Source organism: Bifidobacterium actinocoloniiforme DSM 22766 (assembly GCF_001263395.1).
Lineage (GTDB): Bacteria > Actinomycetota > Actinomycetes > Actinomycetales > Bifidobacteriaceae > Bombiscardovia > Bombiscardovia actinocoloniiformis.
The window spans coordinates 594750-619467 of sequence record NZ_CP011786.1 but is presented as its reverse complement, the minus strand read 5'-3'; the positions used below and the strand labels follow the sequence as shown (position 1 = coordinate 619467).

The following is a 24718-nucleotide window of genomic DNA, read 5'->3' as shown; positions in this document are numbered from 1 at the left end:
GGAGGCCCACGGAAGTCATGGAATCTCATGCGGATTACGGGGACGACGGGTCCGGCCTGGCTCATGACCAGGAGGTCATGGACCGCGTGTGCGCTTTGGCTGATCGGGCGGCTCAAGCCCAAGCGGGGTTGGCTCAAACCGACGGGGAGGCCAGGCGGGAGTTGCTCGGTGTCCTGGCCGACGCCTTGCTCGCCGGAGCCGATGCCATAACCCAGGCCAATCAAGAGGACATGGATGAGGCCTTCGCTTCGGGCATGGATCAAGGTCTTCTGGATCGTTTGCGCTACGACCGCGAGCGCGTAGCCGCCTCGGCCCATGCCATGCGTCAGGTGGCCGACCAGCCGGACCCCCTAGGACGGGTCGTGCGCGGCCACCGGATGCCCAACGGTTTACGCTTGGAGCAAGTACGCGTACCCCTAGGCGTGGTTGCTATGGTTTATGAGGCCCGGCCCAATGTAACCACGGACGTGGTGGCCCTCTGCCTCAAATCCGGCAATGCCGTCCTTCTTCGAGGAGGCCATGCCGCCAAGCGCACCAACCAAGCGATTGTGGATGTCTTGCGCCAGGCCCTGGCGGACCAAGGCCAGAGACCGGACCTGGTGGCCAGCGTGGACCAGTACGGCCGGGCGGGCGCTCGGGCCCTGATGGAGGCGCGCGGACATATCGACCTGCTGGTGCCCAGGGGCGGCAGGGCGCTGATCGCCAGCGTGGTCGGGCACTCAAAGGTGCCGACGATCGAGACCGGGGCCGGCAACGTGCACATATACGTGGACCGTTCTGCGGATTTGGATCAGGCTATCCCCATCATCATGAACGCCAAGGTACAGCGCGTCGGGGTCTGCAACGCCGCCGAGAAGCTGATTATCCACCGCGATGTCGCGGCCCGCTTCCTGCCGCGTATCGCGCAGGCCCTGACAGGTGCCCATGTGGAGCTCCGGTTGGACGCGATCAGCATGGATTTGCTCGCCGCTGATGGGGGCGACCTGCCGGACGAGCTGGTTAGGCGGGCGAATTCCGAGGATTGGGACCAGGAGTACCTGGCCTTGCGCATGGGTGTCAAGGTGGTCGATTCGATCGAGGAGGCCATCGCCCACATCAATGCGCACTCCACCGGCCATACGGATGCCATCCTGGCCCAGGATTACGCGGCGATCGAGCATTTTTCCAGCCAGGTGGATTCGGCGGTGGTCATGGTCAACGCCTCCACCCGCTTCACTGATGGAGGCGAATTCGGTATGGGGGCCGAGCTGGGCATTTCCACCCAAAAGCTCCACGCCCGCGGACCGATGGGGCTGGATGAGTTGACAACGACCAAATGGATAGGCTACGGGACAGGGCAGGTGCGCGCGTGAACGGAACCATTGAACAGCTCAAGGCCAAGGAGGCGGGCAATCCGAAGATCTGGCTGAGGGTTGCCTCCGAACGGCTCAGTCAGCTACGATACGTCTACCTGGTGCAGATCGAGGACGGCATTCCTAGCGCGAACCAACGCTCTTGCTTGGAATACGCGGACGCTGTCCTGATCGGCTGGCCCGATGAGGACGCCGACCAGGTGGTGGATCTGGCTGATGGGGAGCTGGATCAGGTGCGTGAGATCATCGCCGAAATGGAGGGGAAGATTCCAGGCTTCCGTAGGCTTGAGCGTGAGGGGAGGATTGATGATCTCTCCCGTTCCCTGGTCACGATCACTGAGTGCGTGGCCCAGGTGCGCCGCCACTTCCAGCCCGACTTCCCCTTGCCCACTTACCGGGAGATTCATCAGGTGGTGCAGCAGGAGTGGAATGAGGATATGAGCCGCATCGACCCGGATCAGGTCACCTCGCCCCAGGAGGTCAAGCAGATGCAGGAGCACCCGGAGCAGGAGGAGACCAACAGCCACGTAGGCACGGGGCTGGCTCAGGGGCAATCAGACCAGGACGGGGCGAGGTCTGATGGGGACGTCGCCGCCACAGACCGGGCGGAAGGGCCTGATGGCGCCGTCGCGGGTCACGCGGGGGAACGGTGAGCGTGGAAGCTTCCAAGGCCAACCGTCGTCCGGCGGCGCCTCCCATCGAGCGCCGGATGGCCCAGCTGAACCCGCAGGAGAGCGCAACCGACCAAGGGGCTGGCCTGGCGTCGGCGCGGCCAGCCCACTCCAAGCGCTGCCGTCGACGCAGGCGGGTGGGCATCATGGGAGGCACCTTCGATCCGATACATAACGGGCACTTGGTCGCGGCCTCCGAGGTGGCTTGGGTCTACGACCTGGACGAAGTGGTTTTCGTGCCCACCGGCAGGCCCGTTTTCAAGCTGGACCGGGAGGTGACCAGCGCGGAAGACCGCTACCTGATGACTGTAATCGCCACAGCGTCCAATCCCAAATTCACGGTTTCCCGGGTTGACATCGACCGTCCGGGTGTGACGTATACCATTGACACCCTGCGTGACATTCACGCCATGCGACCTGATTGTGAACTCTACTTCATCACAGGCGCCGACGCCGTGGCCGAGATCATGCGCTGGAAGGAAGCCAACCAAATGTGGTCCCTGGCCCGCTTCGTGGCCGTCTCCAGACCCGGTTACTCCTCATCGCTCAAAGGCTTGGAACTACCGGCCCACACCGTCGACATGATTGAGATCCCGGCTCTGGCGATCTCCTCGACTGACGTACGCAAGCGGGCCGCCCGCGACATGCCGGTTTGGTACCTGGTGCCCGACGGCGTGGTCCAGTACATCAACAAGCATGGGCTCTATCGGGGTAAGCCGCGACGCTCGAGAGGAAGCGGGCAAAGCTGACACGGCCGCGCCGATCTGTCACCGTCGCTGGCTACCATGGAGTCGTTGCTTCAACGACACCAACGTTTGGAGATATGGTGAGCACAATCCTCAAAGGCAGGCCCGGCAAGAACCTCATCCTGGTGACAGGCAGGACCCACCGTAAGCTGGCCACCGATGTAGCCGACCAGCTGGGCATCGAGGTCCTGGAGACCACAGCGTACGACTTCGCCAACGGTGAGATGTATGTGCGGTACACGGAGTCGGTGCGCGGGGCGGACGTATTCGTCCTGCAGAGCCACGCCGACCCGATTAACAAGTCGATCATGGAGCAGCTGATCATGATTGACGCTCTCAAGCGCGCATCAGCCCGTTCCATTACCGCGGTCTGCCCCCTGCTGGGCTATTCTCGCCAAGACAAGAAGCACCTCGGTCGAGAGCCCATCTCCTGCCGGTTGATGTTTGACCTCTTCAAGGCAGCCGGCGCCGACCGCATCATGTCCGTGGACCTGCACGCAGCCCAATCCCAGGGCTTCTTCGATGGCCCTGTGGACCACTTGATCGCCATGCCGGTCCTGGTGGACTATGTTCGCGACAGGCTTGACCTAGGCAACGCGGCGGTCGTCTCCCCGGACGCCGGGCGCATCCGTGTGGCCGAGCAGTGGGCCCAGCGACTGGGTGGGGTCCCCCTGGCCTTCATTCACAAGACCCGTGACATCACCCAGCCCAACAAGGCGGTCGCCAATCGGGTGGTCGGTGACGTCAGGGGCCTGGATTGCGTCCTGGTTGATGATTTAATCGATACCGGCGGTACAATCGCCCAGGCTTGCTCGGTTCTGCGCGAGGCGGGCGCCAAGTCCATCACGGTCGTCGCCACGCACGGGGTCATGTCCGGCCCCGCCGTGGACAGGCTCAAGGCCTGCGACGCCCGCGAGGTGGTCCTGACCGACACCGTGCCGATTCCCGAGGAGAAGCGTTGGGACGGGTTGACCGTCCTCTCAATCGCACCCCTGCTGGCCTCAGCCATTAAAGCGGTCTTCGAGGATGGCTCGGTGGCCCGCTTGTTCGACACTTACCCGGCCCACCACGGGCAGGGATTCCTATTCGCCTGAGACCAGCCTCTGGATTCGGCGCTCGTGTCGCCGCCCGCGTGGCGAATCCAGGGGGTATGACATAATGATGTACGGCAGGGAAACCTGTCCTTCCCCCATGGTGTAATGGCAGCACACGGGTCTTTGGAACCCTTAGTCTTGGTTCGAATCCAGGTGGGGGAGCTTGCAGCTCGCCGATCCCTTCGGGGCAGGCCCCGGGCAGGACGGCGGCCGACTGAAAGGACACGGTTTGGCAGTCAAACAAATTGAGACTTGGCTCACAGACATGGACGGCGTGCTCGTCCACGAGAACACAGCTCTGCCGGGAGCGGCGGAATTCATAGAGACCCTCAAGCAGAACGACCGGCGTTTCCTGGTGTTGACCAACAACCCCATCTACACGCCCCGCGACCTCTCCGCCCGTTTGGGGCGCTCCGGCATTGACGTGCCCGAGGAGAACATCTGGACCTCCGCCTTGGCGACCGCCGACTTCTGCGCGCGCACCATCCCCGGCGGTTCCGCTTACGTGATCGGCGAGGCGGGTTTGACCACCGCCCTGCACGAGGCCGGCTACATTCTATCCGACCAGGACCCGGACTACGTGATCCTGGGAGAGACCCGCACGTACTCCTTCGAGTCGATTACCACAGCCATCCGGCTGATTCTGGGCGGCGCCCGCTTCATCTGCACCAATCCCGACGCGACCGGCCCCAGCGATTCGGGCATCTTGCCCGCCGCGGGTTCAGTGGCGGCCCTGGTGACCCGAGCCACCAACCGTGAGCCCTATTTCGTAGGCAAGCCCAACCCGATCATGTTCCGCACCGCCCTGAACCGGGTGGGCGGCCACTCGGAGACCACCGCGATGATCGGCGACCGAATGGATACCGACGTGGTGGCTGGCGTCGAAGCAGGTTTGAACACCTTCCTGGTCCTGACAGGCATCACCCACCGCAAGGAGGTGGAAACCTTCCCCTTCCGCCCTGATCGCGTGGTTGATTCCATTCAAGACCTGATTCCGATTGCTCAGAGCGGGGAAGTGGAGCTTTGAGCGCTTCGCAAGCCCTGTCAGCGGCCATTATCCTCGCTGCGGGTGAGGGCACCCGTATGCGTTCCTCCAAGCCCAAGGTCCTGCATGAGCTGGCTGGCAAGACTTTCCTGAACCGGGTCATGGATTCAGTGCGCCAGCTCGAGCCTGGCATCATGGGCCTGGTCGTGCGCTACCAGGGCGAGAGGGTGGCTCAGGCGGCCCGTTCCTACGACCCTGCTGTGAGCGTCATCCAGCAGGACGAGATACCAGGTACCGGCCGCGCCGTACAGTGCGCCTTGAACGCGCTGGAGGGTCACGTGGATCCGAAAGGCAGGGTGCTGATCGTCGCCTCCGACATGCCCTTGCTTGACGCGGGCACCTTGCGAGACCTGGTGGACCAGCATGTCAGGCTGGGGGATGGGGCCACGATTCTCACGACCCGCTTGGACGACCCTACGGGCTATGGGCGCATCATCCGTGACCAGGACGGGCAGGTCCTACGCATCGTCGAGCAGAAAGACGCCACCGGCACCGAGCTGGCGGTCACTGAAGTGAACACCTCGGTCTACGTTTTCGAGTTGGACGTGTTGACTCAGGCGATTGCCGGATTGAACAACCGCAACGAGCAAGGCGAGTTCTACCTCACCGATGCCTTGGAGGCCGCCCGTCGCCTGGGGCGTGTGGGAGCTTACCCGGCGCCTGACCCGCTGAGCGTGGAGGGGGTTAACGATCGCGTCCAGCTGGCCCACTTGGCAAAGGCTCACAATCGCCGCGTATGCGAGCGGTGGATGCGCGAAGGGGTCACGATTCTGGACCCAGAGACCACATGGATCGACGATGAGGCGCGCATTGGGCGCGACGCGACGATCCTGCCCGGCTGCTTCCTGCAAGGGGGAACCAGGATCGCTGATGAGGCGGTCATCGGCCCCTACACTACGCTGATCGACGCTGAAGTGGGACAAGGGGCCACGGTGGAGCGCTCCCGTGTGCAGGGCAGTGTGATTGGCCCGAAGGCGACCATAGGCCCTTGGACTTACTTGCGGCCCGGCAATGAGCTGGCCGAGGGAACCAAGGTCGGCGCTTTCGTGGAGATGAAGAAGGCCAGCATCGACAAAGGCACCAAGGTGCCGCACTTGAGCTACGTGGGCGATGCGCATATAGGCGAGGGAAGCAATGTTGGCGGTGGCACGATCACCGCCAACTACGATGGTGTCCATAAGAACCGCACCGAAATCGGCGCTGGAGTCCACGTGGGGGCGGGCAATATGCTCGTCGCTCCGGTCCACGTGGGCGACGGCGTCACCACAGGCGCCGGCGCGGTAATCCGACATACGGTGCCGGACGGGGCGATGGTGTACTCCGAAAATTCCCAACATGTTGTGGAAAACTGGAAACCAGCATGGGAGCGAGGTGCCGGCAGCGGAGCGGACTCCGAATGAGGGGAGTGGACGCGATAGGATAAAAACCAGCGGGATGATCGGTCCCGCTCTTACTGAAAGGTGGGCCTGTGCCGGCTCTGCAGGAATCAATAGACGCCGTTCGAGTGGCTGCTAAGGCCGCTAACGATGGAAAGGCTATGGACATCATCGCTTTCGATGTGTCGCAGCCTTTGGCAATCACTGACATTTTCATGGTCGCTTCGGGCGATAATGAGCGCCATGTGCTTGCGGTCGCTGACACTATCGAGCGCCATTTGCACGATGAGCTGGGTCTGACTCCCCAGGCCAGGGAGGGTTTGGACGAGGCTAAGTGGATTCTGCTGGATTACTCGGACTTCGTCATCCACATCATGCATAGGCAGGCACGCAAGTTCTACGATTTGGAACGCTTGTGGAGTGACTGCCCGCCGGTGCCTTTGGACCTGGAGCACCCCCTTTCCACCGGTGACTTTGACCAGAAGGCGAGCCGGGCGTGAATGAGGTGAGCGAAGCGTCGGCGGCAGGCAGGCACGTAGGTAGCATCACTTTAGTTCGTCATGGGCAAACAGACTACAATGCCGTCCACCGTATGCAGGGGCAGATCGACATCCCCTTGAATTCGGTCGGGCTTTGGCAAGCCAAGCAAGCCGGTGAGGCGCTCAGGCAGGACTACGTAGAAAACAAGCCGGACCGCAAACAGCTGGTCATCGCCTCCGACCTGGCTCGCGCCTACGCGACCGCCCAGGCTTTCGCTGAGCCCCTGGGACTGACGATTCACGCGGATCAGCGGCTCAGGGAGCGTAGTTTTGGCTCCTGGGAGGGCGAGACTGCGGAAGACGTGCGCGAGCGGTGGCCTGAGGATTTTCACTCCTGGATGCTATCCGGCGGCGGCGAACTCAAGCATGGTGCCGAGCCCAAGAGCGCTGTGGGGCAACGTGGCCTGGAAGCCTTGGAGGACTGGATTGGTAGCGCCGGTGAGGACACCGACCTGTTCGTCTTCACTCACGGCTCATGGATCGCGCAGACCATTCAGACCCTGATGGGCATCAGCCAGGTCCGCCCGGACTTCGCGAGCCTGGGATCCATGCGCAACGCCCACTGGGCCAGGTTCGTGCCGAGGGCGTTGGAGGATGGCCACTTGCGCTGGAGTCTGCTGGACTACAACCGCGGGCCGGTCATCGCGCGCCAGGTCGACTGGAGTGATCCGAACGACGCCGTGAGCTTGGACTAACTGGCTTTCGCCCAGGGTCTTGCTGAGGTATCGCGGGGGTTGGCTTCCTGGATTGTCCTTGCAGGGGGTCGCCTAGCGCTTGCACAAGTTTTCTTGGAACAAGCATCAGCTTTCCCGCCCTTGACTTTCTGGCGCCCAGGCTTGTTCCGCAGCCGTTTCATCAGCGGCGATTCAGATTATTTCCGTTGTCAGATACTTCTTCGAGGTACCTGCCGTTGAGCGCGTGGGATGCGAAGAGGCTGAGAAAGCGGCGGTTTATTGCATCGTGGCTCACAGGGTCGTGGATGCGATGAATAGGGGGAAGCAGGCTTCTCCCAGCCCTGGTCAGTTTCGGACTAGCTACGGATAATACCGGTGGGCTATGATGGGCCAGCGGTGCAGGTCAAGCTGGCCTACCGTAGTCGGCTCGCTCATGAGCACTTGGTAGCGGTCGTGTTTGGGCATATTCGCACGGGTCTTTGTGGCTGTGAGGAAAGGAGTGAGAGTGAAGAGGTTCTTTCACGATCTATCTTGGGCGCAAGTGTTCGCTGGAGCACTGGCGGCGGTCACTTCCTTTTTCCTATCAGCGAAGATTGGCATCGCTGGTTCTGCCATCGGCGTAGCGGTCGGTTCCGTGGTTTCCGCTGTTGCCTCCCAGATTTACAAGAACGTGCTGGATGCCTCCACGCATAAGCTCCAAACCACTGTGATTGGCGCGGATGGAGAAGAAGACGCCGGGTCCGATGCGGTGGATGCAGGAAAGGACGGAGCCCATGATGATGCGAGCGCTACCACGGTGCTGCCTCCTGCCCGCGGGCGGGCAGGCACGCTAGGAGACGCGCGGGCGGCGACCGGCAAGACAGGCGCCGATACGGGCGCATCTGGGGAGACAACTGTCCTGCCAGTGATCGATGGCAGCGATAAGACGACGGTCATGCCTGCCGTTGGCGCGGGACGTACCGCTTCGAGTGCGAAAACCGGTGGCGCGCGCACAGCCCGCTCGGCTCAGTCCGGTCCGGCTGGCCTCGCGGGTTCCGGTGGTGCTGCCAGGAACAGGCCTGCAAGCCATCTGTTGCAGAATTCCCAGGTTCAGCGCAAGAAGCGGATGGTCATCATCGTGTCGGTCGTCAGCGCTCTGATTGCGGTACTCATTTCCGCTCTAATCATCAATGCGCTGACCAAGGGGGAGGGCACCGACCACGTGGTCCGCGATATTGTCCGCCCCAACCAAACCGTCCAAACGCCTGCGCCAAGCTCAACAGCGCCCGATCAGTACGGTAACGGTTCTTCGCCTTCCACTGAAACCACTCAACCCCAGGAAACCCCCAGCGGCGCCCCCTCTCCCTCGTCCTCGCCGACGATGGGTGGTGAAGGCAACGGCAACGGCGCGTCTCCTCGCCCCAGCCAGACAGCGCAGCCTTCGCAGCAGCCCAGCCAAACGCCCAGCCCGAGCGACAAGCCGTCTTCCACGCCGCAAGTGACGCCGACGCCCAGTCAGAGTGGCAATGCGGCCAAGGTTACGTCCGACGAGAAGTGAGGGGCGGCGACGCGCGACATAGGCATGAATGGACGCGCAGGTTGACGCGTGGCTTGCCAGCAGGGATGAGGATCCCCCCCCCCCGCTCGAGCCCTATCTGTTGACCGGTGCTTGTTCCAACGCAGGTCGATTCGCTGATTGTTGCTCTTGATTGACCTACTGACAATGATTATTGGGTGTTCCAGGTCTGGGCGCTATGCTATAGTTCAGTAGTTGCTTTGGCGAGGGATGCGACGCACTCGCGTTCATCCGTTATCGACTCGGCGTTGTTCGCAAGCTCCTTTTGGCTGGCGACGGGATACGGCGCGTCGATGCGTCAGACCGTTGGCTGTACTGATAAAAGGAGACGACATGGCTAATACGATTACCCTCGAGGGTGAAGAGCGTACCGAGTTCGGTAAGGGGGCCGCTCGCCGAATGCGCGTTGCCCAGCAGATTCCCGCTACTATTTATGCAGGCGGTGCCGAGCCTTCCTTCGTGAAGCTGCCGATGCGGGAGACCACGCTGGCGTTGCGTCGCGCCAACGCCCTGTTTACGATTAAGTTCGGCGACGAGACCAAGATGGCTGTCGTCAAAGACGTGCAGCGTAACCCTGTCAAGCGTCAGGTGGAGCACATCGACTTCTATGAGGTCCGTGCGGGCGAGAAGGTCGTTGTGGAAGTTCCGGTCTTCATCAGCGGTGAGACCAAGGGCGCTGCTGTTGCTTTCATCGACATGCAGAACCTCCAGATTCGCGCCGATGTGGCCAACCTGCCTGAGCGCATTGACGTCAGCGTGGAAGGCCTCGCCGATGGCGACAAGATTCTCGCCAAGGATCTGAAGCTGCCCGAAGGCGCTGAGCTGGTTATCGATGATCCTGAGGATTCCGTCGTAACCGTTGAGGTCCCGAAGGAAGAGTCTGTAGAAACGCCGGAGGCTGCCGCCGCCGAGGGCGATGCCGCCGCGGAGAATGCCACGGCCGACGGCGCTGACTCGAGCGACAAGGCCGAGTAGCCGAAACATGCGGGTCACCGAGGCATCCTAACAACCGCCGTTCACATAGACCCGTCATCGCTCTCAATCCTCGGGGGCCGCACAACGACAAGCGCGGCCCCCGAGCGCATTCCACCCCCCTCATACACCCCTGTACCCCCCCCCCTCCCTGCCCCAACCCCATACGCACCCACGCCCCTAGCCCCTTCAATGCGCAAATCCCCACAGTCCTCGCTAGCCTCACGCCCCACGCAACTGTCGCGACTAACAACTGCAACCTTCCTTATCATTTTGGGCAGGTCTTCACTGAATTCAGTGGATTCATGACTATTTTCGTGAGGAATTACCCAAAAACGCAGAATGCCGGCTGTCGGCTTCGAGCCCTCGTAAGGGAGCCGCGCGAGGGCACGCCCATTCCAAAACCGGCATTTTGGGCAGATGCTCATGAAAACTCATGATTGTCCTCCTGTTTTCGTGAAGAATTGCCCAAAATGCAATCAGAAGGCTCGCTGGGGTGAACGTAATGACGGGGTGAGGCGGGCAAGCGGAGTTGGAAGTTGAGGAACGGACTTAATGAGACTTTACGTTTTGAGTATGAGACGGTTATGGTCAACATGTGGACTATTCCGATGTGCTCTTCCAGGCTGACGCCTAAGATGCACCTTATACCGGCGAATCGCCACAAGCGTAGGGCCAGGTCTGTATCTGCAACTTCCTATTTGCTGAGAAGAAGTGTCACATGACTAGCCAATCACATCATGATCCAGAATATTTGAGCGGACTCGCGTCAACGTTTGAGGTCGTGCCTAACGAGCACCCAGCCTCCGATGAACAGCGCGAGGCAATGATTGACAAACCCGCTTTCGGACAGCTGTTCTCCGACAGTATGGTACGTATGACATGGAAACAAGATGGAGGCTGGTCGGATAGGAAAGTAGAAGCCTATGGCCCGTTGAAATTGGATCCTGCTGCAACGGTCTTGCACTATGCGCAGGAAGTGTTCGAGGGGCTGAAGGCCTATCATCATGCCGACGGTTCTATCTGGTTGTTCAGGCCGGATGCCAACGCTGAGCGCTTTCAAAACTCATCGAAGCGCCTCGCTCTGCCGGCCTTGAGCACAGAGGACTTCCTGGGTTCGGTCGCCGCGCTTGTGAAGCAGGATGCGGCCTGGGTGCCAACAAGGCGTGAGTACACGCTTTACTTGCGCCCGTTCATGTACGCATCCGAGTGCTATCTCGGCGTCAGGGCACCGCATCAGGTGGATTACTGCGCCATCGCCTCACCATCGGGACCTTACTTCCCGGGCGGTGTGAAACCGGTCAGCATCTGGGTGGAGGACAGGTGGTTCCGCACGGGTCCGGGTGGCACGGGATTTGCTAAGTGCGGCGGTAATTATGCGGCTTCACTGGTTGGGGAGAATCGTGGGGCTCAACATGGTTGCGAACAGGTTTGCTTCGTTGACGCGGCGTCCGGCACCTACTTGGAGGAGCTCGGCGGGATGAACATGTTCACCGTCCATAAGGACGGACACTTAGAGACGCCAAGCCTAACGGGAACGATTCTACCGGGCGTGACGCGTCGCTCTGTGATTCAGCTCGCCCAAGATGAGGGGCATGCGGTGACTGAAACTATGATTGGGTTGACCGACTTGCTCGATGACATTCGTAGCGGGGAAGTGACTGAAGTATTCGCTTGCGGTACGGCCGCAATCATCACCCCCATAGGACGGTTCAAGTCTGAGAACTTTGATGAAACCGTTGCGGATGGGGGCTCGGGGCCCTTGACCATGCATCTGCGCGACGAGCTCCTTGGCATTCAACTAGGTGAGGGGGAAGATCCCCATAATTGGATGTGGCGCGTCTGCTGATTCCGCCGTATTCAGGGTGGGGGCTAAGCGTTGGCACGCGCTGCCGGCTTGGCGCCCCACCTTTTTCGCAGATGCGCTTCTGCCGTACCCTGCTATTTTTGCGCCGCTTGACAAAACTCCAGAACAGGAGTGTGGGAACAGCAGGGGCCGGTCAGGCAGTCGTTCCAATTAGACTGCCCGCTCCGGGCAGAAATTCAGAAGGAACGTATGGTTTCCATTTCCGGGGGTTTGCGCCGTGCCCTAAAGTTCGGACGGTTTGGCGGCCGTCGGCTGTCATGGCTGCGTGCTTGCCTGAGTTGACGGTATTGGCTAGTCATGCCGGCCCAACAGGTGTGGGTCTGATCCCAGCAGCTGCCGAATAAACGGTGGACCTCCTGGTTCTCCGTTTTCTCTGAGATCAGTTGATCGTCCAATCGCGGTACTCCCGCCGCATCCAGTTTTCGTTGCACTAGAATCCCATGCCTTTCTTGTATGTGCTTGTAGGAGAAGCGAACAATCACATAACCCAACAGTGATAATTCCGTCTCCCTGTCTTTTCTCCTTCAAAATCACATCAGCCACGGAACCGCCACCTGTCATGGCTGGATTGATGTACTTCTCCCGGCCATCCAGTTCACCGGCGACCAATCGGCCATTCCTGGTGGTCCACAGGAAGTCGAGCCGGAGCCTCTTGCCTGCTTGGAAGGGGCGCTCGACCGAGACTTGTTGTTTGGGAGCCGCATACCCCCAGCCATCGAAGCGGGCTCGGGCTATGGACTCGCCGCCGTTTTCGCTAAGAGGCCCTGCTTGCGCGAAGACATAGAGCGCACGATCCCTGCCCCAGGTGTGGGGCCGTGCGTTGGCGTAGGCTTCCAGTTGGCGGCGTTTCACCCCGTACAACCTCATGGCCGTTTCACAGATGGCCAGAGCATTGCCGTAATCCAGCCGTCGAGCGCAGTCATAGACTGTCTGCACGAGCGGCGTTACTGATACGCCATTGCGTTTCTTGGGTTTCGGGACCAGGCAGAAGTGAGATTTTATGCTGCCGCCGACGCGGACATGAGTGTGGTTCTTAGCTGCGACATGCATTTGCGCATGCAGGAAAACTGTTTCCGTCAGTCCCCAGACAAGCGCTGCGGATAGGTAGCAGAATGTCCACTCTGGCCGGCGGCGAGCTGTGGCGCGGATCAGGTGGAGGGCTTGCTCATACCGTGTCAACGAAACCCAATAGGGCGTTGGCGCATACAGATGTGGTTTGGGCCGCTTAACGCTGCCTCGTTTAACGGCACGAAGCAGGCGCATGCGCTCGCGGTTCGATGCAGGCACAAGGCAGCATCTTCTGCTCTTGGACAAGAGTCCGAGCTGTTCGACGGATGCTTGGTTCGTATTCATGGGTTTGAGTCTATGGGTGGTTCGAAGAGAGTTCCAAATCGTCCTGACCAATGTGGTCGAATGTGGATAAGTCCACCCATTCGGGCATTCAAGCCACGTTTCCCGCTCACTACCTTTTCTTAGGCAACCGATATATGCGGGTACTCTGCGCCGAACTCCCTGTGCATTGTTGGACTATCCCGAGAACGGATGTTTAGGGGGTGGTCTTTTTTAGCATTTTGGGCGGATCGTCACGTGATAGCTCAGGCTGTAACGTTTCACTTGTGAGGAACCGACCAAAATAGTCGCGAAGAGAGGGTTACAGAGGATTAGCGTTATTGGATTGACTGCGCGGCGAATCCGAGGCGATTTCTTCGGCGAATGGTAACGTGCCTTGTTGGAGACCACGGTTTAGCAAGCGTTATCAATTGCCCGCAAGGGCAGCGTAAGGAGAATTGCGCTTGCTCTTGGACAACGGCTACTAGTTCGTTGGGGCATTCATGGGCGCTGAACCGGCTTTGTGACTCATGTTTCGCTTGTTCTCGATTTGCTGATAAGTAAGCGGTGCATGCCTTGTAGGTACCATTATCGTGAATTCGAATCTGTAATAGTGAGCATATGAGCAGAGTTGGCTCTCATATGTGGCCTTCCAGACATAAGCTCGAGCGCCATAGCCATTGGTGGTACGACAAAGGCGCCCACCCCGTACGAGGAGTGGACGCCTTTGCTGGAAGACTGCAGCAATCACATAGCGTTGATAGCGGTCGCGAGGCCGGACTTGCGATTGGCCGCCTGGTTGCGGTGGATGACACCCTTGCCAGCCGCCTTGTCCAGGCGCCGAGCTGCGACCGAGAAAGCGGACTGCGCGCCCGCCTTGTCGCCTTCGTCAATGGCCTTGCGGACGCTGCGGATGGAGGTCTTGATGGCGCTCTTGACTTCCTTGTTGCGCAGATGCGCTTTCTCGTTAGTGCGAATCCGCTTCTTCTGCGATTTAATGTTTGCCAATGTTGCTCCAAACGACATGTGCTACCGATACAGACGAAAAATAATACTACCATGCGGCCTGGAAAACCAGGGAACGATAGCGATCAGCAATCAGGTTGGGCGCAAGACACCTCCATACTGACCGCACTGAGGCGAAGGCCTAGCTTCTCGCAGAAGGAGATGGCGCTCTCGTTCGCTGCGGAAAGATTGACGGTGAGCTTGAATAAGCCGTTGCGGTTAGCCCACTGCTTCGCCTCGGTGAGCAATGATTTTCCGATGCCCTCGCCTTGGAAGCGCTGATCCACACACAGCTGGCTGATATAGCCGCATGGACGGCCGCTGGTGGGGTCCGGGCGGACTGAAAGGTTGATGAAGCCAATGATCCTACTGCTCTGGCCTTGGACTCGCGACGGATTTGGCTTAGTCCTGGGTGGGTTGGCGCTGCCTGCTGGCTCGGGAGAGGATTGAGGGGGGACTATTCGCTGCAATTCCTCGGCTGAATCCGCAACGGCGACAATGATGGAGTCATCGTCCTGTTTGCGCTCGTCCATAAGTTGTTCAGCGAGGAGCTGACGTTCAAAAAGCTTGTAGTCGAGCATGCTGAGACCTAGCGGATTCCCGCGCACGGCTATCAGTTCAGCTAACTCGAGTAGACGAGCATCGTCTTCATGCTTGCGGTAGGGCCTCAGTCTCATTCTTTTCTCCTTTGCGGGACACGATTATTCTATGCCAGAGCAAAGCCATGCGAGCCGAATCTCGACTAACTAAATCCGTGATGCGGCTTGCTTTATTTCAAACCAGGGGAGTGCCGCGCTTAGATCTCAATCGGATAAGGCTTCTCTTCTCTGCCCAATCAGGTCATCTGTCGCTCAGCCAACCGAGTATGACCGCGCAACTGGTATTTTGGGCAATTCGTCACGGTACACAGGCAAATGAAACGATTAACTAGTGAGGAGCTGCCCAAAATGTAAACAGAGTCATTTTTTTTTGGGGGGGGGGGGGAAGGGGTAAGGGAGAGTCGGGTTTTTGAGAGGATGAAAGGAGTGCCGCACTTAGTCGTCGTTTAGGGAAGAAAAGCATTGGACTAAGGGAAAAGCCTAGGGCTCGGGATAGGATGAGTTGTTCGAGCATTGCGAGGAGAGGAGCCCGGTGGTTACCTTTACCAACCAGCCAGGATTCACTAATCAGGCGCTGATTCGCAACTTTTGCATCATCGCGCACATCGACCACGGCAAATCGACGGTTGCCGACCGAATCCTCCAACTGAGCGGAGTGGTATCGCAGCGGGAGATGCATGATCGCTTCCTCGATCGCATGGACATCGAGCAAGAGCGTGGTATCACGATTAAATCTCAGGCCGTGCGGGTCCCGTGGGTGAAAGACGGCGTCGAGTACACTTTGGGCATGATTGACACGCCGGGCCACGTGGACTTTACCTACGAAGTGTCGCGCGCGCTGGAGGCATGCGAGGGGGCCGTCCTGCTGGTGGACGCCACGCAAGGCATCGAAGCGCAGACCTTGTCGAACCTCTACATGGCGATCGACCACGATCTGACCATCATCCCTGTTCTCAATAAAATCGACCTGCCGTCAGCGGAGCCCGACCGGCATGCCGAGGAAATAGCGAATCTCCTCGGTTGCGATACCAGCGAGGTGATGCGCGTCTCCGGGAAGACCGGCGAGGGGGTCCGCGAGCTCCTCGACCGTATCGTTACGGAAGTCCCGGCGCCAAAAGGCGACCCCGCCGCGCCGGCGCGGGCTTTGATCTTCGATTCGGTATACGACTCTTATCGCGGCATCGTCACCTACATCCGAATGGTGGACGGGGAGCTTAAAGCCAGGCAGCGGATTAGGATGATGAGCCTGGGCACCGTGCACGACCCCGTGGAGTTGGGTGTCATCAGTCCGGACATGATAGCCACCAAAGCCTTGGGCGCCGGCGAAGTTGGTTACGTCATCACCGGCGTCAAGGACGTGGCCCAATCCAAGGTGGGAGACACGATCACCCTCGAATCCCGGCAGGCGGATGAGCCGTTGCCGGGCTACCGGGACCCGCAGCCGATGGTCTACTCGGGGCTCTTCCCAATCGATAACGCGCAATTCCCTGAGTTGCGCGAGGCGCTCGACAAGCTCAAACTCAACGATGCGGCCCTGGTCTACGAGCCTGAGACGTCTGTCGCCCTGGGCTTCGGCTTCCGCTGCGGATTCCTGGGTTTGCTCCACATGGAGATCGTTTCCGAACGCTTGAGCCGGGAATTCGGACTCGACCTCATTTCCACCGCTCCGAACGTGACTTACCAGGTGACGATGGAGGACGGTTCGGAGCACATGGTGAAGAATCCCAACGAGTTCCCGGAAGGCAAGGTCAAACGTATCGTCGAACCTGTCGCCGCTGCGGATATCATCACTCCCAAAGAGTTCATCGGCGCGGTCATGGATCTCTGCCAGGACCATCGTGGGCAGATGGGGACCATGGAGTATTTGAGCCCGGAACGGGTTGAAATGCACTACCGGATGCCGTTGGCGGAGATTGTTTTCGATTTCTTCGATCAACTCAAAAGCCGCACCAAAGGCTACGCGAGCCTGGATTACCACGAGGATGGCGAGCAAGCCGCCGACCTGGTTAAGGTGGACATCCTGATTCAAGGGGAGAAGATCGACGCATTCTCCTCAATAGTCCACCGGGATAAGGCTTATACGTACGGCGTTATGATGACCAAGAAGTTGCGCGAGTTGATTCCACGCCAGCAGTTCGAGATTCCGATTCAGGCCGCGATAGGTTCGCGCATCATCGCCCGAGAGACCATTCGGGCGCTCCGTAAGGATGTGCTGGCGAAATGCTACGGCGGCGACATCACTCGAAAGAGGAAGCTGCTGGAAAAGCAGAAAGCGGGTAAGAAGCGGATGAAGCTCCTCGGTCATGTGGAGGTGCCACAAGAGGCTTTCATCGCGGCTTTGAGCACCGGCGAGGCGGAGGACCGGGACAGCAAGGACAAGATTCGAGCGGCGCAGAAGGACCAGTGACCAACCCTCTGGGGCGGTTACGGTCATGGTGCAATCAGGACGCCTCGAGCTCGTTGTGGTTGATGCGAAGGCTGTGATTGCCTTGGTTTGCCTTGTTGGATTAATATGCAATCGGTTGAGGTTGGCTGTCCCGCCGCCTGCGCTCTACCCCCCCTCCCCCGTCGCTCGGTGCATGCTGCCGTATTTGACGGTAAACCTCTCAACTGCAATATTTGGGCAAGTCCACACGTTCCTGAGACCGAAAACGCGTATTTTCGTGATGAACCGCCCAAAATGGGAAAGAAGCAGGCACGTGGGGATCGGCGGAGGAAGAGGGAGGGGAAGATGACAATGGGTGAGGCGGATATGAGGGGCTGGACGTGGATGAATGGAAGATGGTGAAGATGAAGCGACAGCAAGACGCTACGGCGAGACAGGCGGCGAAGCCATTCGAATTGTATATTCATGTGCCTTTCTGCCTGCGGCGGTGCGGGTACTGCGATTTCAACACGTATACCGCAGTCGACTTGGGTGAAGGAGCCAGCCGAGGTGGTTATGCGAGTGTGGCGATCCGGGAGATGCGACTGATCCGCGATTGGCAAGAAGAGCACGGGCTCGTGGAACCCGCACTGTCGAGCGTGTTCTTCGGGGGTGGAACGCCTACGGTTCTGCCGGCGGAGGATTTGGTGCGTATGCTCCATGCGGCACGGTCCCTCTGGGGTTTGCAGCCGGACGCGGAGATCACGACGGAGGCCAATCCAGACACCGTCGACGAGCGCTACCTCGCCCAACTCGCCCAAGGCGGTTTCACCCGTGTCTCTTTCGGTATGCAATCGGCTGTGCCACGCGTCCTGCGCATCCTGGAACGCACGCACACCCCAGCTAATGTGACCGCGGGGGTTGCAGCCGCACGCCGTTTGGGATTGGAGTGCAGCGTTGACCTGATTTACGGAGCCCCGGGCGAGAGCATCGACGAGTGGGAACAAAGCGTGCAGGAGGCGCTCTCCTTGGGTGTCAACCATATTTCGGCATATGCGCTCACCCTGGAACCAACGACGAAAATGGGCCGGCAGGTCGCGGCAGGTCAACTGGCCCATCCTGATGACGATGACGAAGCCGACAAGTACGAGCTGGCGGATGACTTGTTCCAAGCGGCGGGGCTGCAATGGTACGAAGTCTCCAACTGGGCGCGGCCTGGCCATGAGTCGCGTCATAATTTAGGCTACTGGCGCAACGTGGATTGGGCCGGAATCGGACCTGGAGCCCATTCGCACTATAACTGGATCGAGCTGGATCCGGTTTCAGAGATTTCAGAGACTGGCGGCAGTGCTGGCGGGAGGAGCGAGGAAGGTGCCTGGCGCAAAACCGGGCAAAGAGGGGACGACGGTTCAGGCGAAGGTCCGCAGGCGTTTCGCTTCGCTGGTCCTTCACCCGCCGCGGACTGCAGCAAAGTTGCTGGGGAGTCCGTCCGCGTTTGGGATATTCGGCATCCGAGGGCCTGGGCGAGAGCGGTGAATCAGGAGCGCCAGCCCTGGTCTGGCGGCGAAGTGATTGGACCCCGCGAACGACTCGAAGAGGGCGTGATGCTGGGATTACGGATTCGTGAAGGACTGTCACTGGAAAAGCTGGAGCGCTTAGCGGGCGGGCGCTTGGACTTACGCCGGCTCGCGCCTGCTTTACATGGCGGGCTGGCGCAGGCGCGTGGTGGGCGAATCGTACCAACACGCCGCGGCCGCTTGCTCAATGACGATTTGATCGCTGACGTGCTAGAAGCGGTTGGCGCTTAAGGGCGCGGGTCCGCTGCCGGTTTCTTGCAGGGTAAAGCATGGCCTCCGCTGTGAGGTCCGGTTTGGGCGCCGTCGGGGATTTACCCTTGTCTCGCGGTTTGGGGTCTGGTCTAATATTATGCTTACGCGAGGCCTTCCCCGTCTGCTCGTCGGGGCCAAGGTCTGCTAGGCAATACCGGGGAAGAGCTTACTAAACGTGGAGGCGATTTGATGTCGAACCGTGCTGAACGGCGGGCACGTGCGAAGAGCGCTCGCAGGGGAGATGGGGACCAATACACGCGTGGGGCGATGAAGAGCCGCCGGGGCATGTTGGACGAGCAGGCGTTGCAGGAGAAGGCTCGCAGACTGGCCGCGGGCGATAACGGGGAGTGGAAACCCAGTGGTCGTAATGATTTGGCCCCGGTGGCGGAGCAAGTTGATCCTAGTCTGCGCGATCCGAAACTGGTCGAGAAGCCGCGTTCGGTTCGGCATTGGTTCCGCCTGCTCAGCTGGTGCTTGATCGTGCTTTCGATTATCGCCTTCCTGGTTGCGATGTGGGTTCCGAATATGCCGATGTGGGCCATTATCACGATTTGCGCGGTGTTCACTGTCGGTGTCATCAGCCTGTTCTTCGTTGGTGGTTCGTATAAGGAGAACCCGCGCTTGGATTCGTACGGCACTGCCGTCTGACAGCCAGTCGGCTTGGACTTGCTCGGGCCGCGAACCGCACTAGCGGTGTCGCGGCCCTTTTTCTTCTCCGTAAACGTCGCCCGGTACATCTCGCTCGATCTCCGCCCGGGGCTCCGAAAGTCGCCTATGCGACTCTGCTTCCGACGCGGTCTGGCCGGAGCTCCCTCCTCGTGTTTCTTTTTGGGCAACTCCTCACGGAATCAGGCATTATTCACAGGAAAATCGTGAGGGGGCTGCCCAAAAATGGAATATTGCCGATGCGGGGCTCGCTGATTGGGCTTATGGTGCGCACGGATTGAGTCGGCTCCAACATCGCGCGGGCATATCACCTTGGGTCTTGGCTCGGTTTTCATGATGTCTTATTTTGGGCAGCTCATCACATTTATCGGGCTGAATGTGCCTTTCTGCGTGAGGGGATGCCCAAAATAGGAAAAGATGGTGTGGGGATGTGGGGAGGGATTTGGCGAGCAAATGAGGATGGGGTGGGTGGAGCTCAGGGGTATGCTGGTCATAGTTTCTTACGCGGCATCCCCTCCGCTGGGTGTGCGGATTCGTCCGGGCGGGGTAAGGAAAGCGACGGTGGTGTTCAAGAAGTTGGCAGATGATCCGGTGTTGCGGGTGCGACGGCTTTGGCTGCTGCCCTTTATAGGGTGCGTGCTGGATGGTTGGGCTCGTCGTTTGGTTGACCCTCCGCTGTGTTTCAATGGGTTCTATGGCGGAGTTTCCAGCAGACGCGAGGCGGGCAGCTGGCAGGCTCCCCGTGAACGGTTTGCGCAGGTGGAAGGCTTGCCCGCCTGGCGTGGCAATGCGCGGTTCATGAACGGAGGAGAGAACTGATGGCAGTACGCCGCGGACCTGTACGGGCGGGTGAGAAAGTCCAGCTGACCGATCGCAAAGGCAAGATGCTCACCCTGCTGTTGGAACGAGGCGCGGTGACCCAAACCGACCGCGGCTTCTTGGCGCACGACAGGTTGATCGGACTGAGCGAAGGCTCGCTCGTATCAACGATTTCCGCCCAGGAACTCAAGGCATGCGGCAATAGCGATCCTGCCGGCGAAGCAGGGAACGATCCGCGCAAGCCGTGGAAATCAGCGCGAGCGGTTGGCGGATGGGTCTACACCATGATGCGGCCCAGGCTGTCAGACTTCCTGCTCTCCATGCCCCGGGGCGCTCAGATCATGTACCCCAAAGACATAGCCCAAGTCCTTCTGGCTGGCGATATTCGCTCAGGTATGAGGGTCCTGGAATCTGGAGCCGGGTCAGGGGCCATGAGCATCGCACTACTGGATGCCGTGGGCTCGCAAGGCGGGCTGACCACCATCGAACTGCGCGCCGAATTCGCCCGCGTGGCTGTCGGCAACGCCACCGTCTACTTTGGCGGTAAACCCGACTGCTGGGACCTGCGCGTCGGCGACTTTGACCAAGTGGCGCCCCTCCTGCCCGCAGGCGCATACGACCGAATCGTCTTGGATATGTTGGACCCTTGGAACCGTTTGGATGCAGCCTGGCGGGCCCTGGCCCCCGGGGGCGTGCTGACCGCTTACGTGACGACGGCCACCCAGCTGGGCCGCCTGTCCGAAGCCTTGCGCGCCAGCGGCTCCTGGACAGAACCGGAGATAAGCGAGACCCTGGAACGCGGGTGGAAGGCGGACGGGCTCGCCGTACGTCCGCAGCACCAGATGATCGGGCACAGCGGATTCCTGGTGGTGACCAGGGCGATGGCGGCAGGTTTCCAAGCGTTGCACAAGCGGGAGCGCGGCAACAAAAATGTGCACGCAGACATCGATCAAACCATCCCGGAGCAGCCGAATATCCAGGCAAGCGCGGGCGCAGGTGCCGATGGAGGCTGGTCCGATTTGAGCCTGCGCGACATTTCCGACCGCAAACTGCGTAAGGTCCTACGCGACTTGGAGCGGCAGGAGGCCCAAGTCGAGGCCGCCGCACGCAGACAGGAGGAGCCATGAAGGTGGACCCGCAGGCGCTTGCGGACCAAGCGAAGAGCTCCGGTCACTTGTTGCTCATCATGCGTCATGCTCAAGCCGAGCCGTGCGGCGCAGGAGGGGACCGCTCCAGGCCCTTGAGCCTGCAGGGGCGGAAGCAAGCGGAAACAGTAGGACGCAGCCTGTCTGCATTGGGTCTCATCCCTGATCGGATCGCGTGCTCCGGCGCATTGCGAGCCAGGCAGACCCTCGACCTCATGCTTAGTTCCTTCGGCGATGGGCCTTCGGTGGACTACCGGGAGAGTCTCTATACGGGCGGCACCCAGGGCCTCTTGGACGAGCTCGTGGCCTCGAAGCAGGAGGAGCGCTTCCTGCTGATCGTCACTCATGAGCCCTCCGTCTCCTATTGCGCCCAACTCTTTGCCGATCCGGCAAGCGACCAGGGCGCTCTAGGGCTTCTTGGTCTGGGCATGCCGCCTGCCTGTGCGGCTGTTCTTGCAGCGGCTCAGCCCCTGCGGGACTGGAGCCCGTCCACGGCTGATTTGCTTGGGACAGTCGGGCCCAACGACCTGCGCAAGTACCCTGTGTGACTCCTACCCCCCCCCTGAAGTGCTGGGGGTATAGGGCCGGCTTATGACGACATCATAATTCTCCTAATTACAGGCCCAGCCGCGCCGCTGCTAGGCTGACTCCTAGCCACTAGCGCAGACTTGGAGGGTCTATGTCTTTGATTACATCCGTCGTTGGGTTCCCACGTATCGGCGCGCATAGGGAGCTGAAGAAAGCCATAGAAGGCTACTGGAAAGGCCGCACGGATCTGGATGAAGTCCGCTCCACGGGCAGGGCCTTACGGGCTTCGCATTGGCGGATACAGTCAGATCAGGGCGTCGATCTGATTCCCAGCAACGACTTCTCCTACTATGACCAGATGCTGGACACCGCTATCCTTCTTGGCGCCGTGCCCACCCGGTATCGGCGGCTGGGGCTTGCAGAGGAGGACACCCTGTTCGCGATGGGGCGCGGCTACCAGGGGCCTCAGGGCGATGTGACCGCGCTGCCGATGAAAAAATGGTTCACGACCAACTACCACTACCTGGTGCCCGAGATCGAGGATTCCACCCGGATTCAGCTGAGCTCGACTAAGCCTTTTGACGAGTTCAAGGAAGCCAAGGAGCTGGGGCGTATCACCAAACCGGTGCTGGTTGGTCCCTACACCTTCTTGAAACTGGCACGGGGCCCGCAAGGTCAGCGCCTGGATTATCGTCACGAATTGATTGATTCGGTTGCTGCGGTCTACGCCGAGGTGCTGACGCGATTCATCGATCTGGGCGCCGAATGGGTGCAACTGGACGAGCCCTACCTGGTCCTGGACAAGCAGGACGGCGACATAAGCCTATTCAAGTCGCTCTACGACCGAATCATGCCCGCGCGACACAATGGCAGCGGGGCCGTGAAACTCCTCCTGCAAACCTACTTCGGGCATGTGGACGACTGCTACGAGGTGCTGCAGAGCATGGGATTCGACGGAATCGGACTGGACCTGGTCGAAGGGCGGGAAGGCAATCTCGCCGCTCTGGAGCGCTGCGGGGTCTCGCAGGGGACCACGATCTTCGCCGGAGTGATTGGCGGTCGCAATATTTGGCGCAATGATTACGCCCGATCCCTGGGGCTGCTAGACGCGGTAGGGCGGGTGACTGACCACCTGGCGGTCTCCACCGCTTCCTCCCTCCTCCACGTACCCTTCAGCCTGGATGGCGAGGACGGTCTGGATGAACCCGTTCGGCGGCATTTCGCTTTCGCCGTTGAGAAGCTCGGCGAGCTTAAGGAAGTCTCCGATCTGGCGGATATGGACGATGCGGGCCGACGGGCGTCCCCGGCATTGGCGGGCAACCAGGTCCTCTTCGACGGATCCCGCGTGCAGGCCGACCCCGTCGTAGCGGAGCGGATCGCAGCCCTGCAACCGCAGGATTTCACCCGCCAACCAGCCCGCGCCGAGCGCCAGCGCCTGCAGAGAAGCGCGTTAGGTCTGCCCATGCTGCCGACCACGACAATCGGCTCCTTCCCGCAAACCGCCCAGGTCCGTGCTGAACGGGCGCGCCTGCGCAAGGGCGAGATTGGTCAGGAGGAGTACGACGCTTTCATCGCTGGGGAAATCGACCGCGTCATCGCCAAACAGGAGCAAATCGGCTTGGATGTGCTCGTCCATGGCGAGTTTGAACGCAACGATATGGTTGAATACTTCGGACAGAATCTTAACGGTTTCCTCTTTACTCGTAATGCTTGGGTTCAATCCTATGGCACCCGGTGCGTCAAGCCGCCTATCGTGTGGGGGGATGTCTCGCGGGCTCGACCCATCACGGTGCGTTGGTCGGCGTACGCTCAGTCCCGCACCGATCATGTGGTCAAGGGGATGCTGACCGGTCCGGTGACGATGCTCAACTGGTCTTGGCCAAGGGAGGATGTCAGCCACGAACTCCAGACCCAACAGCTGGCCCTGGCCATACGCGACGAGGTGCTGGATTTGCAAGCGAGCGGCGTCAAGGTCATCCAGATTGACGAGGCCGCCCTGCGAGAGAAGCTGCCCCTGCGGCGGTCCGACTGGCATTCGTCCTATCTGGATTGGGCGATCCCCGCTTTCCGCCTGGTCCATTCCGGCGTTGACCCGACCACGCAGATTCACACGCACATGTGCTATTCGGAATTCAATGACATCATTGAGGACATTGATGCGATGGACGCTGATGTGATCTCGTTCGAGGCTTCCCGCTCCGACTTGACTGTCTTGGACGCGATTCAGGCGGCCCACTTCGAGACCGAGGCTGGTCCTGGCGTCTACGATATTCACTCGCCGCGCATCCCCTCCCAAGGGGAGATTGAGGAGCGAATCAATCTCATTCTGGGGAAGATGGATGCCGGTAAGGTGTGGATCAACCCGGACTGCGGGCTCAAGACCCGAGGCGAGGCTGAGACTTGGCCCAGCTTGGAGCATATGGTGGCCGCCGCCAAGGCTGTGCGGGCGAGACTGGCGGTGGAGCGCTGATTCGGCGCTTTTCGGTCGGGGAAGGGTGGCGCGCAGGAGGCGTCACTCGCCCCGGCCTGCTGTGAGGGTGAA

21 protein-coding genes and 1 tRNA gene are annotated in these 24718 nt (G+C 60.2%); 19 read left to right on the top strand and 3 right to left on the bottom strand.

The features are described 5' to 3' along the window. The first annotated feature begins 17 nt into the window (after positions 1-17). From AB656_RS02505 to AB656_RS02450, 12 genes are all read left to right on the top strand, one after another. On the top strand, positions 18-1352 hold the full coding sequence (locus AB656_RS02505) for a glutamate-5-semialdehyde dehydrogenase (RefSeq protein WP_081924843.1): 1335 nt from the start codon (positions 18-20) through the stop codon (positions 1350-1352). After that, positions 1349-2005 carry a phosphoribosylglycinamide synthetase gene (locus tag AB656_RS02500; RefSeq protein ID WP_193786712.1) on the top strand — a complete coding sequence of 219 codons (657 nt, stop codon included), beginning with the start codon at positions 1349-1351 and terminating at the stop codon, positions 2003-2005. Before AB656_RS02505 ends, AB656_RS02500 begins: the two co-directional genes overlap by 4 nt. Before the next feature lie 56 nt (positions 2006-2061). Then, a complete protein-coding gene (gene nadD / locus AB656_RS02495; protein ID WP_081924948.1) occupies positions 2062-2772 on the top strand; it encodes a nicotinate-nucleotide adenylyltransferase in 711 nt (236 codons plus the stop codon). A 77-nt stretch (positions 2773-2849) separates the two neighbouring features. Continuing rightward, entirely contained in the window at positions 2850-3863 is a 1014-nt protein-coding gene (locus tag AB656_RS02490) for a ribose-phosphate diphosphokinase (RefSeq protein WP_081924947.1), read from the top strand. A gap of 91 nt (positions 3864-3954) precedes the next feature. Then, positions 3955-4025: transfer RNA gene (locus AB656_RS02485), tRNA-Gln, on the top strand. Between the two features lie 67 nt (positions 4026-4092). After that, positions 4093-4890, top strand: coding sequence for an HAD-IIA family hydrolase (locus AB656_RS02480; protein ID WP_033504128.1), 798 nt, complete (start codon positions 4093-4095; stop codon positions 4888-4890). Then, positions 4887-6308 carry a bifunctional UDP-N-acetylglucosamine diphosphorylase/glucosamine-1-phosphate N-acetyltransferase GlmU gene (glmU, locus tag AB656_RS02475; protein WP_033504065.1) on the top strand — a complete coding sequence of 474 codons (1422 nt, stop codon included), beginning with the start codon at positions 4887-4889 and terminating at the stop codon, positions 6306-6308. The genes AB656_RS02480 and glmU overlap by 4 nt, the downstream gene beginning before the upstream one ends. 68 nt (positions 6309-6376) lie before the next feature. Then, a complete protein-coding gene (rsfS, locus tag AB656_RS02470; RefSeq protein ID WP_033504064.1) occupies positions 6377-6784 on the top strand; it encodes a ribosome silencing factor in 408 nt (135 codons plus the stop codon). Continuing rightward, a complete protein-coding gene (locus AB656_RS02465; protein ID WP_051905270.1) occupies positions 6781-7518 on the top strand; it encodes a histidine phosphatase family protein in 738 nt (245 codons plus the stop codon). Before rsfS ends, AB656_RS02465 begins: the two co-directional genes overlap by 4 nt. Before the next feature lie 484 nt (positions 7519-8002). Continuing rightward, positions 8003-9034 carry a hypothetical protein gene (locus tag AB656_RS02460; protein ID WP_051905269.1) on the top strand — a complete coding sequence of 344 codons (1032 nt, stop codon included), beginning with the start codon at positions 8003-8005 and terminating at the stop codon, positions 9032-9034. A 351-nt stretch (positions 9035-9385) separates the two neighbouring features. After that, the gene (locus tag AB656_RS02455; protein ID WP_033504063.1) at positions 9386-10027 is read left to right on the top strand and encodes a 50S ribosomal protein L25/general stress protein Ctc; all 642 of its coding nucleotides are present in this window, start codon (positions 9386-9388) and stop codon (positions 10025-10027) included. Between the two features lie 718 nt (positions 10028-10745). Further along, a complete protein-coding gene (locus AB656_RS02450) occupies positions 10746-11873 on the top strand; it encodes a branched-chain amino acid aminotransferase (RefSeq protein ID WP_033504061.1) in 1128 nt (375 codons plus the stop codon). A 309-nt stretch (positions 11874-12182) separates the two neighbouring features. Here the strand turns inward: AB656_RS02450 and AB656_RS07805 are convergent, their stop codons facing one another. The 3 genes from AB656_RS07805 to AB656_RS02440 all read right to left on the bottom strand — a co-directional run bounded on the left by AB656_RS07805 (position 12183) and on the right by AB656_RS02440 (position 14902). Then, positions 12183-13244: a hypothetical protein gene (locus tag AB656_RS07805; RefSeq protein WP_144418914.1), complete on the bottom strand. Its 1062-nt coding sequence runs from the start codon at positions 13242-13244 to the stop codon at positions 12183-12185. Between the two features lie 723 nt (positions 13245-13967). Then, the gene (gene rpsT / locus AB656_RS02445) at positions 13968-14228 is read right to left on the bottom strand and encodes a 30S ribosomal protein S20 (RefSeq protein ID WP_033504060.1); all 261 of its coding nucleotides are present in this window, start codon (positions 14226-14228) and stop codon (positions 13968-13970) included. A gap of 83 nt (positions 14229-14311) precedes the next feature. Further along, on the bottom strand, positions 14312-14902 hold the full coding sequence (locus AB656_RS02440; protein ID WP_051905268.1) for a GNAT family N-acetyltransferase: 591 nt from the start codon (positions 14900-14902) through the stop codon (positions 14312-14314). A 454-nt stretch (positions 14903-15356) separates the two neighbouring features. On the opposite strand from AB656_RS02440, the gene lepA reads away from it, so the two are divergent. The 7 genes from lepA to metE all read left to right on the top strand — a co-directional run bounded on the left by lepA (position 15357) and on the right by metE (position 24646). Then, on the top strand, positions 15357-17231 hold the full coding sequence (lepA, locus tag AB656_RS02435; protein ID WP_033504467.1) for a translation elongation factor 4: 1875 nt from the start codon (positions 15357-15359) through the stop codon (positions 17229-17231). A 383-nt stretch (positions 17232-17614) separates the two neighbouring features. Then, positions 17615-18997 (top strand): radical SAM family heme chaperone HemW, encoded by a 1383-nt coding sequence (gene hemW / locus AB656_RS02430; RefSeq protein WP_081924946.1) that lies wholly within the window; start codon positions 17615-17617, stop codon positions 18995-18997. Positions 18998-19303: 306 nt separating this feature from the next. Further along, on the top strand, positions 19304-19666 hold the full coding sequence (locus AB656_RS02425) for a tripartite tricarboxylate transporter TctB family protein (RefSeq protein ID WP_414630300.1): 363 nt from the start codon (positions 19304-19306) through the stop codon (positions 19664-19666). Between the two features lie 579 nt (positions 19667-20245). Further along, positions 20246-20503, top strand: a complete 258-nt coding sequence (locus tag AB656_RS07800) for a hypothetical protein (protein ID WP_144418913.1) — start codon at positions 20246-20248, stop codon at positions 20501-20503. Continuing rightward, positions 20503-21630, top strand: coding sequence for a tRNA (adenine-N1)-methyltransferase (locus AB656_RS02415; protein WP_033504464.1), 1128 nt, complete (start codon positions 20503-20505; stop codon positions 21628-21630). Before AB656_RS07800 ends, AB656_RS02415 begins: the two co-directional genes overlap by 1 nt. Beyond that, positions 21627-22196 carry a SixA phosphatase family protein gene (locus tag AB656_RS02410; protein ID WP_033504462.1) on the top strand — a complete coding sequence of 190 codons (570 nt, stop codon included), beginning with the start codon at positions 21627-21629 and terminating at the stop codon, positions 22194-22196. The genes AB656_RS02415 and AB656_RS02410 overlap by 4 nt, the downstream gene beginning before the upstream one ends. A gap of 131 nt (positions 22197-22327) precedes the next feature. Beyond that, positions 22328-24646: a 5-methyltetrahydropteroyltriglutamate--homocysteine S-methyltransferase gene (metE, locus tag AB656_RS02405; protein WP_033504461.1), complete on the top strand. Its 2319-nt coding sequence runs from the start codon at positions 22328-22330 to the stop codon at positions 24644-24646. Positions 24647-24718 lie beyond the last annotated feature (72 nt).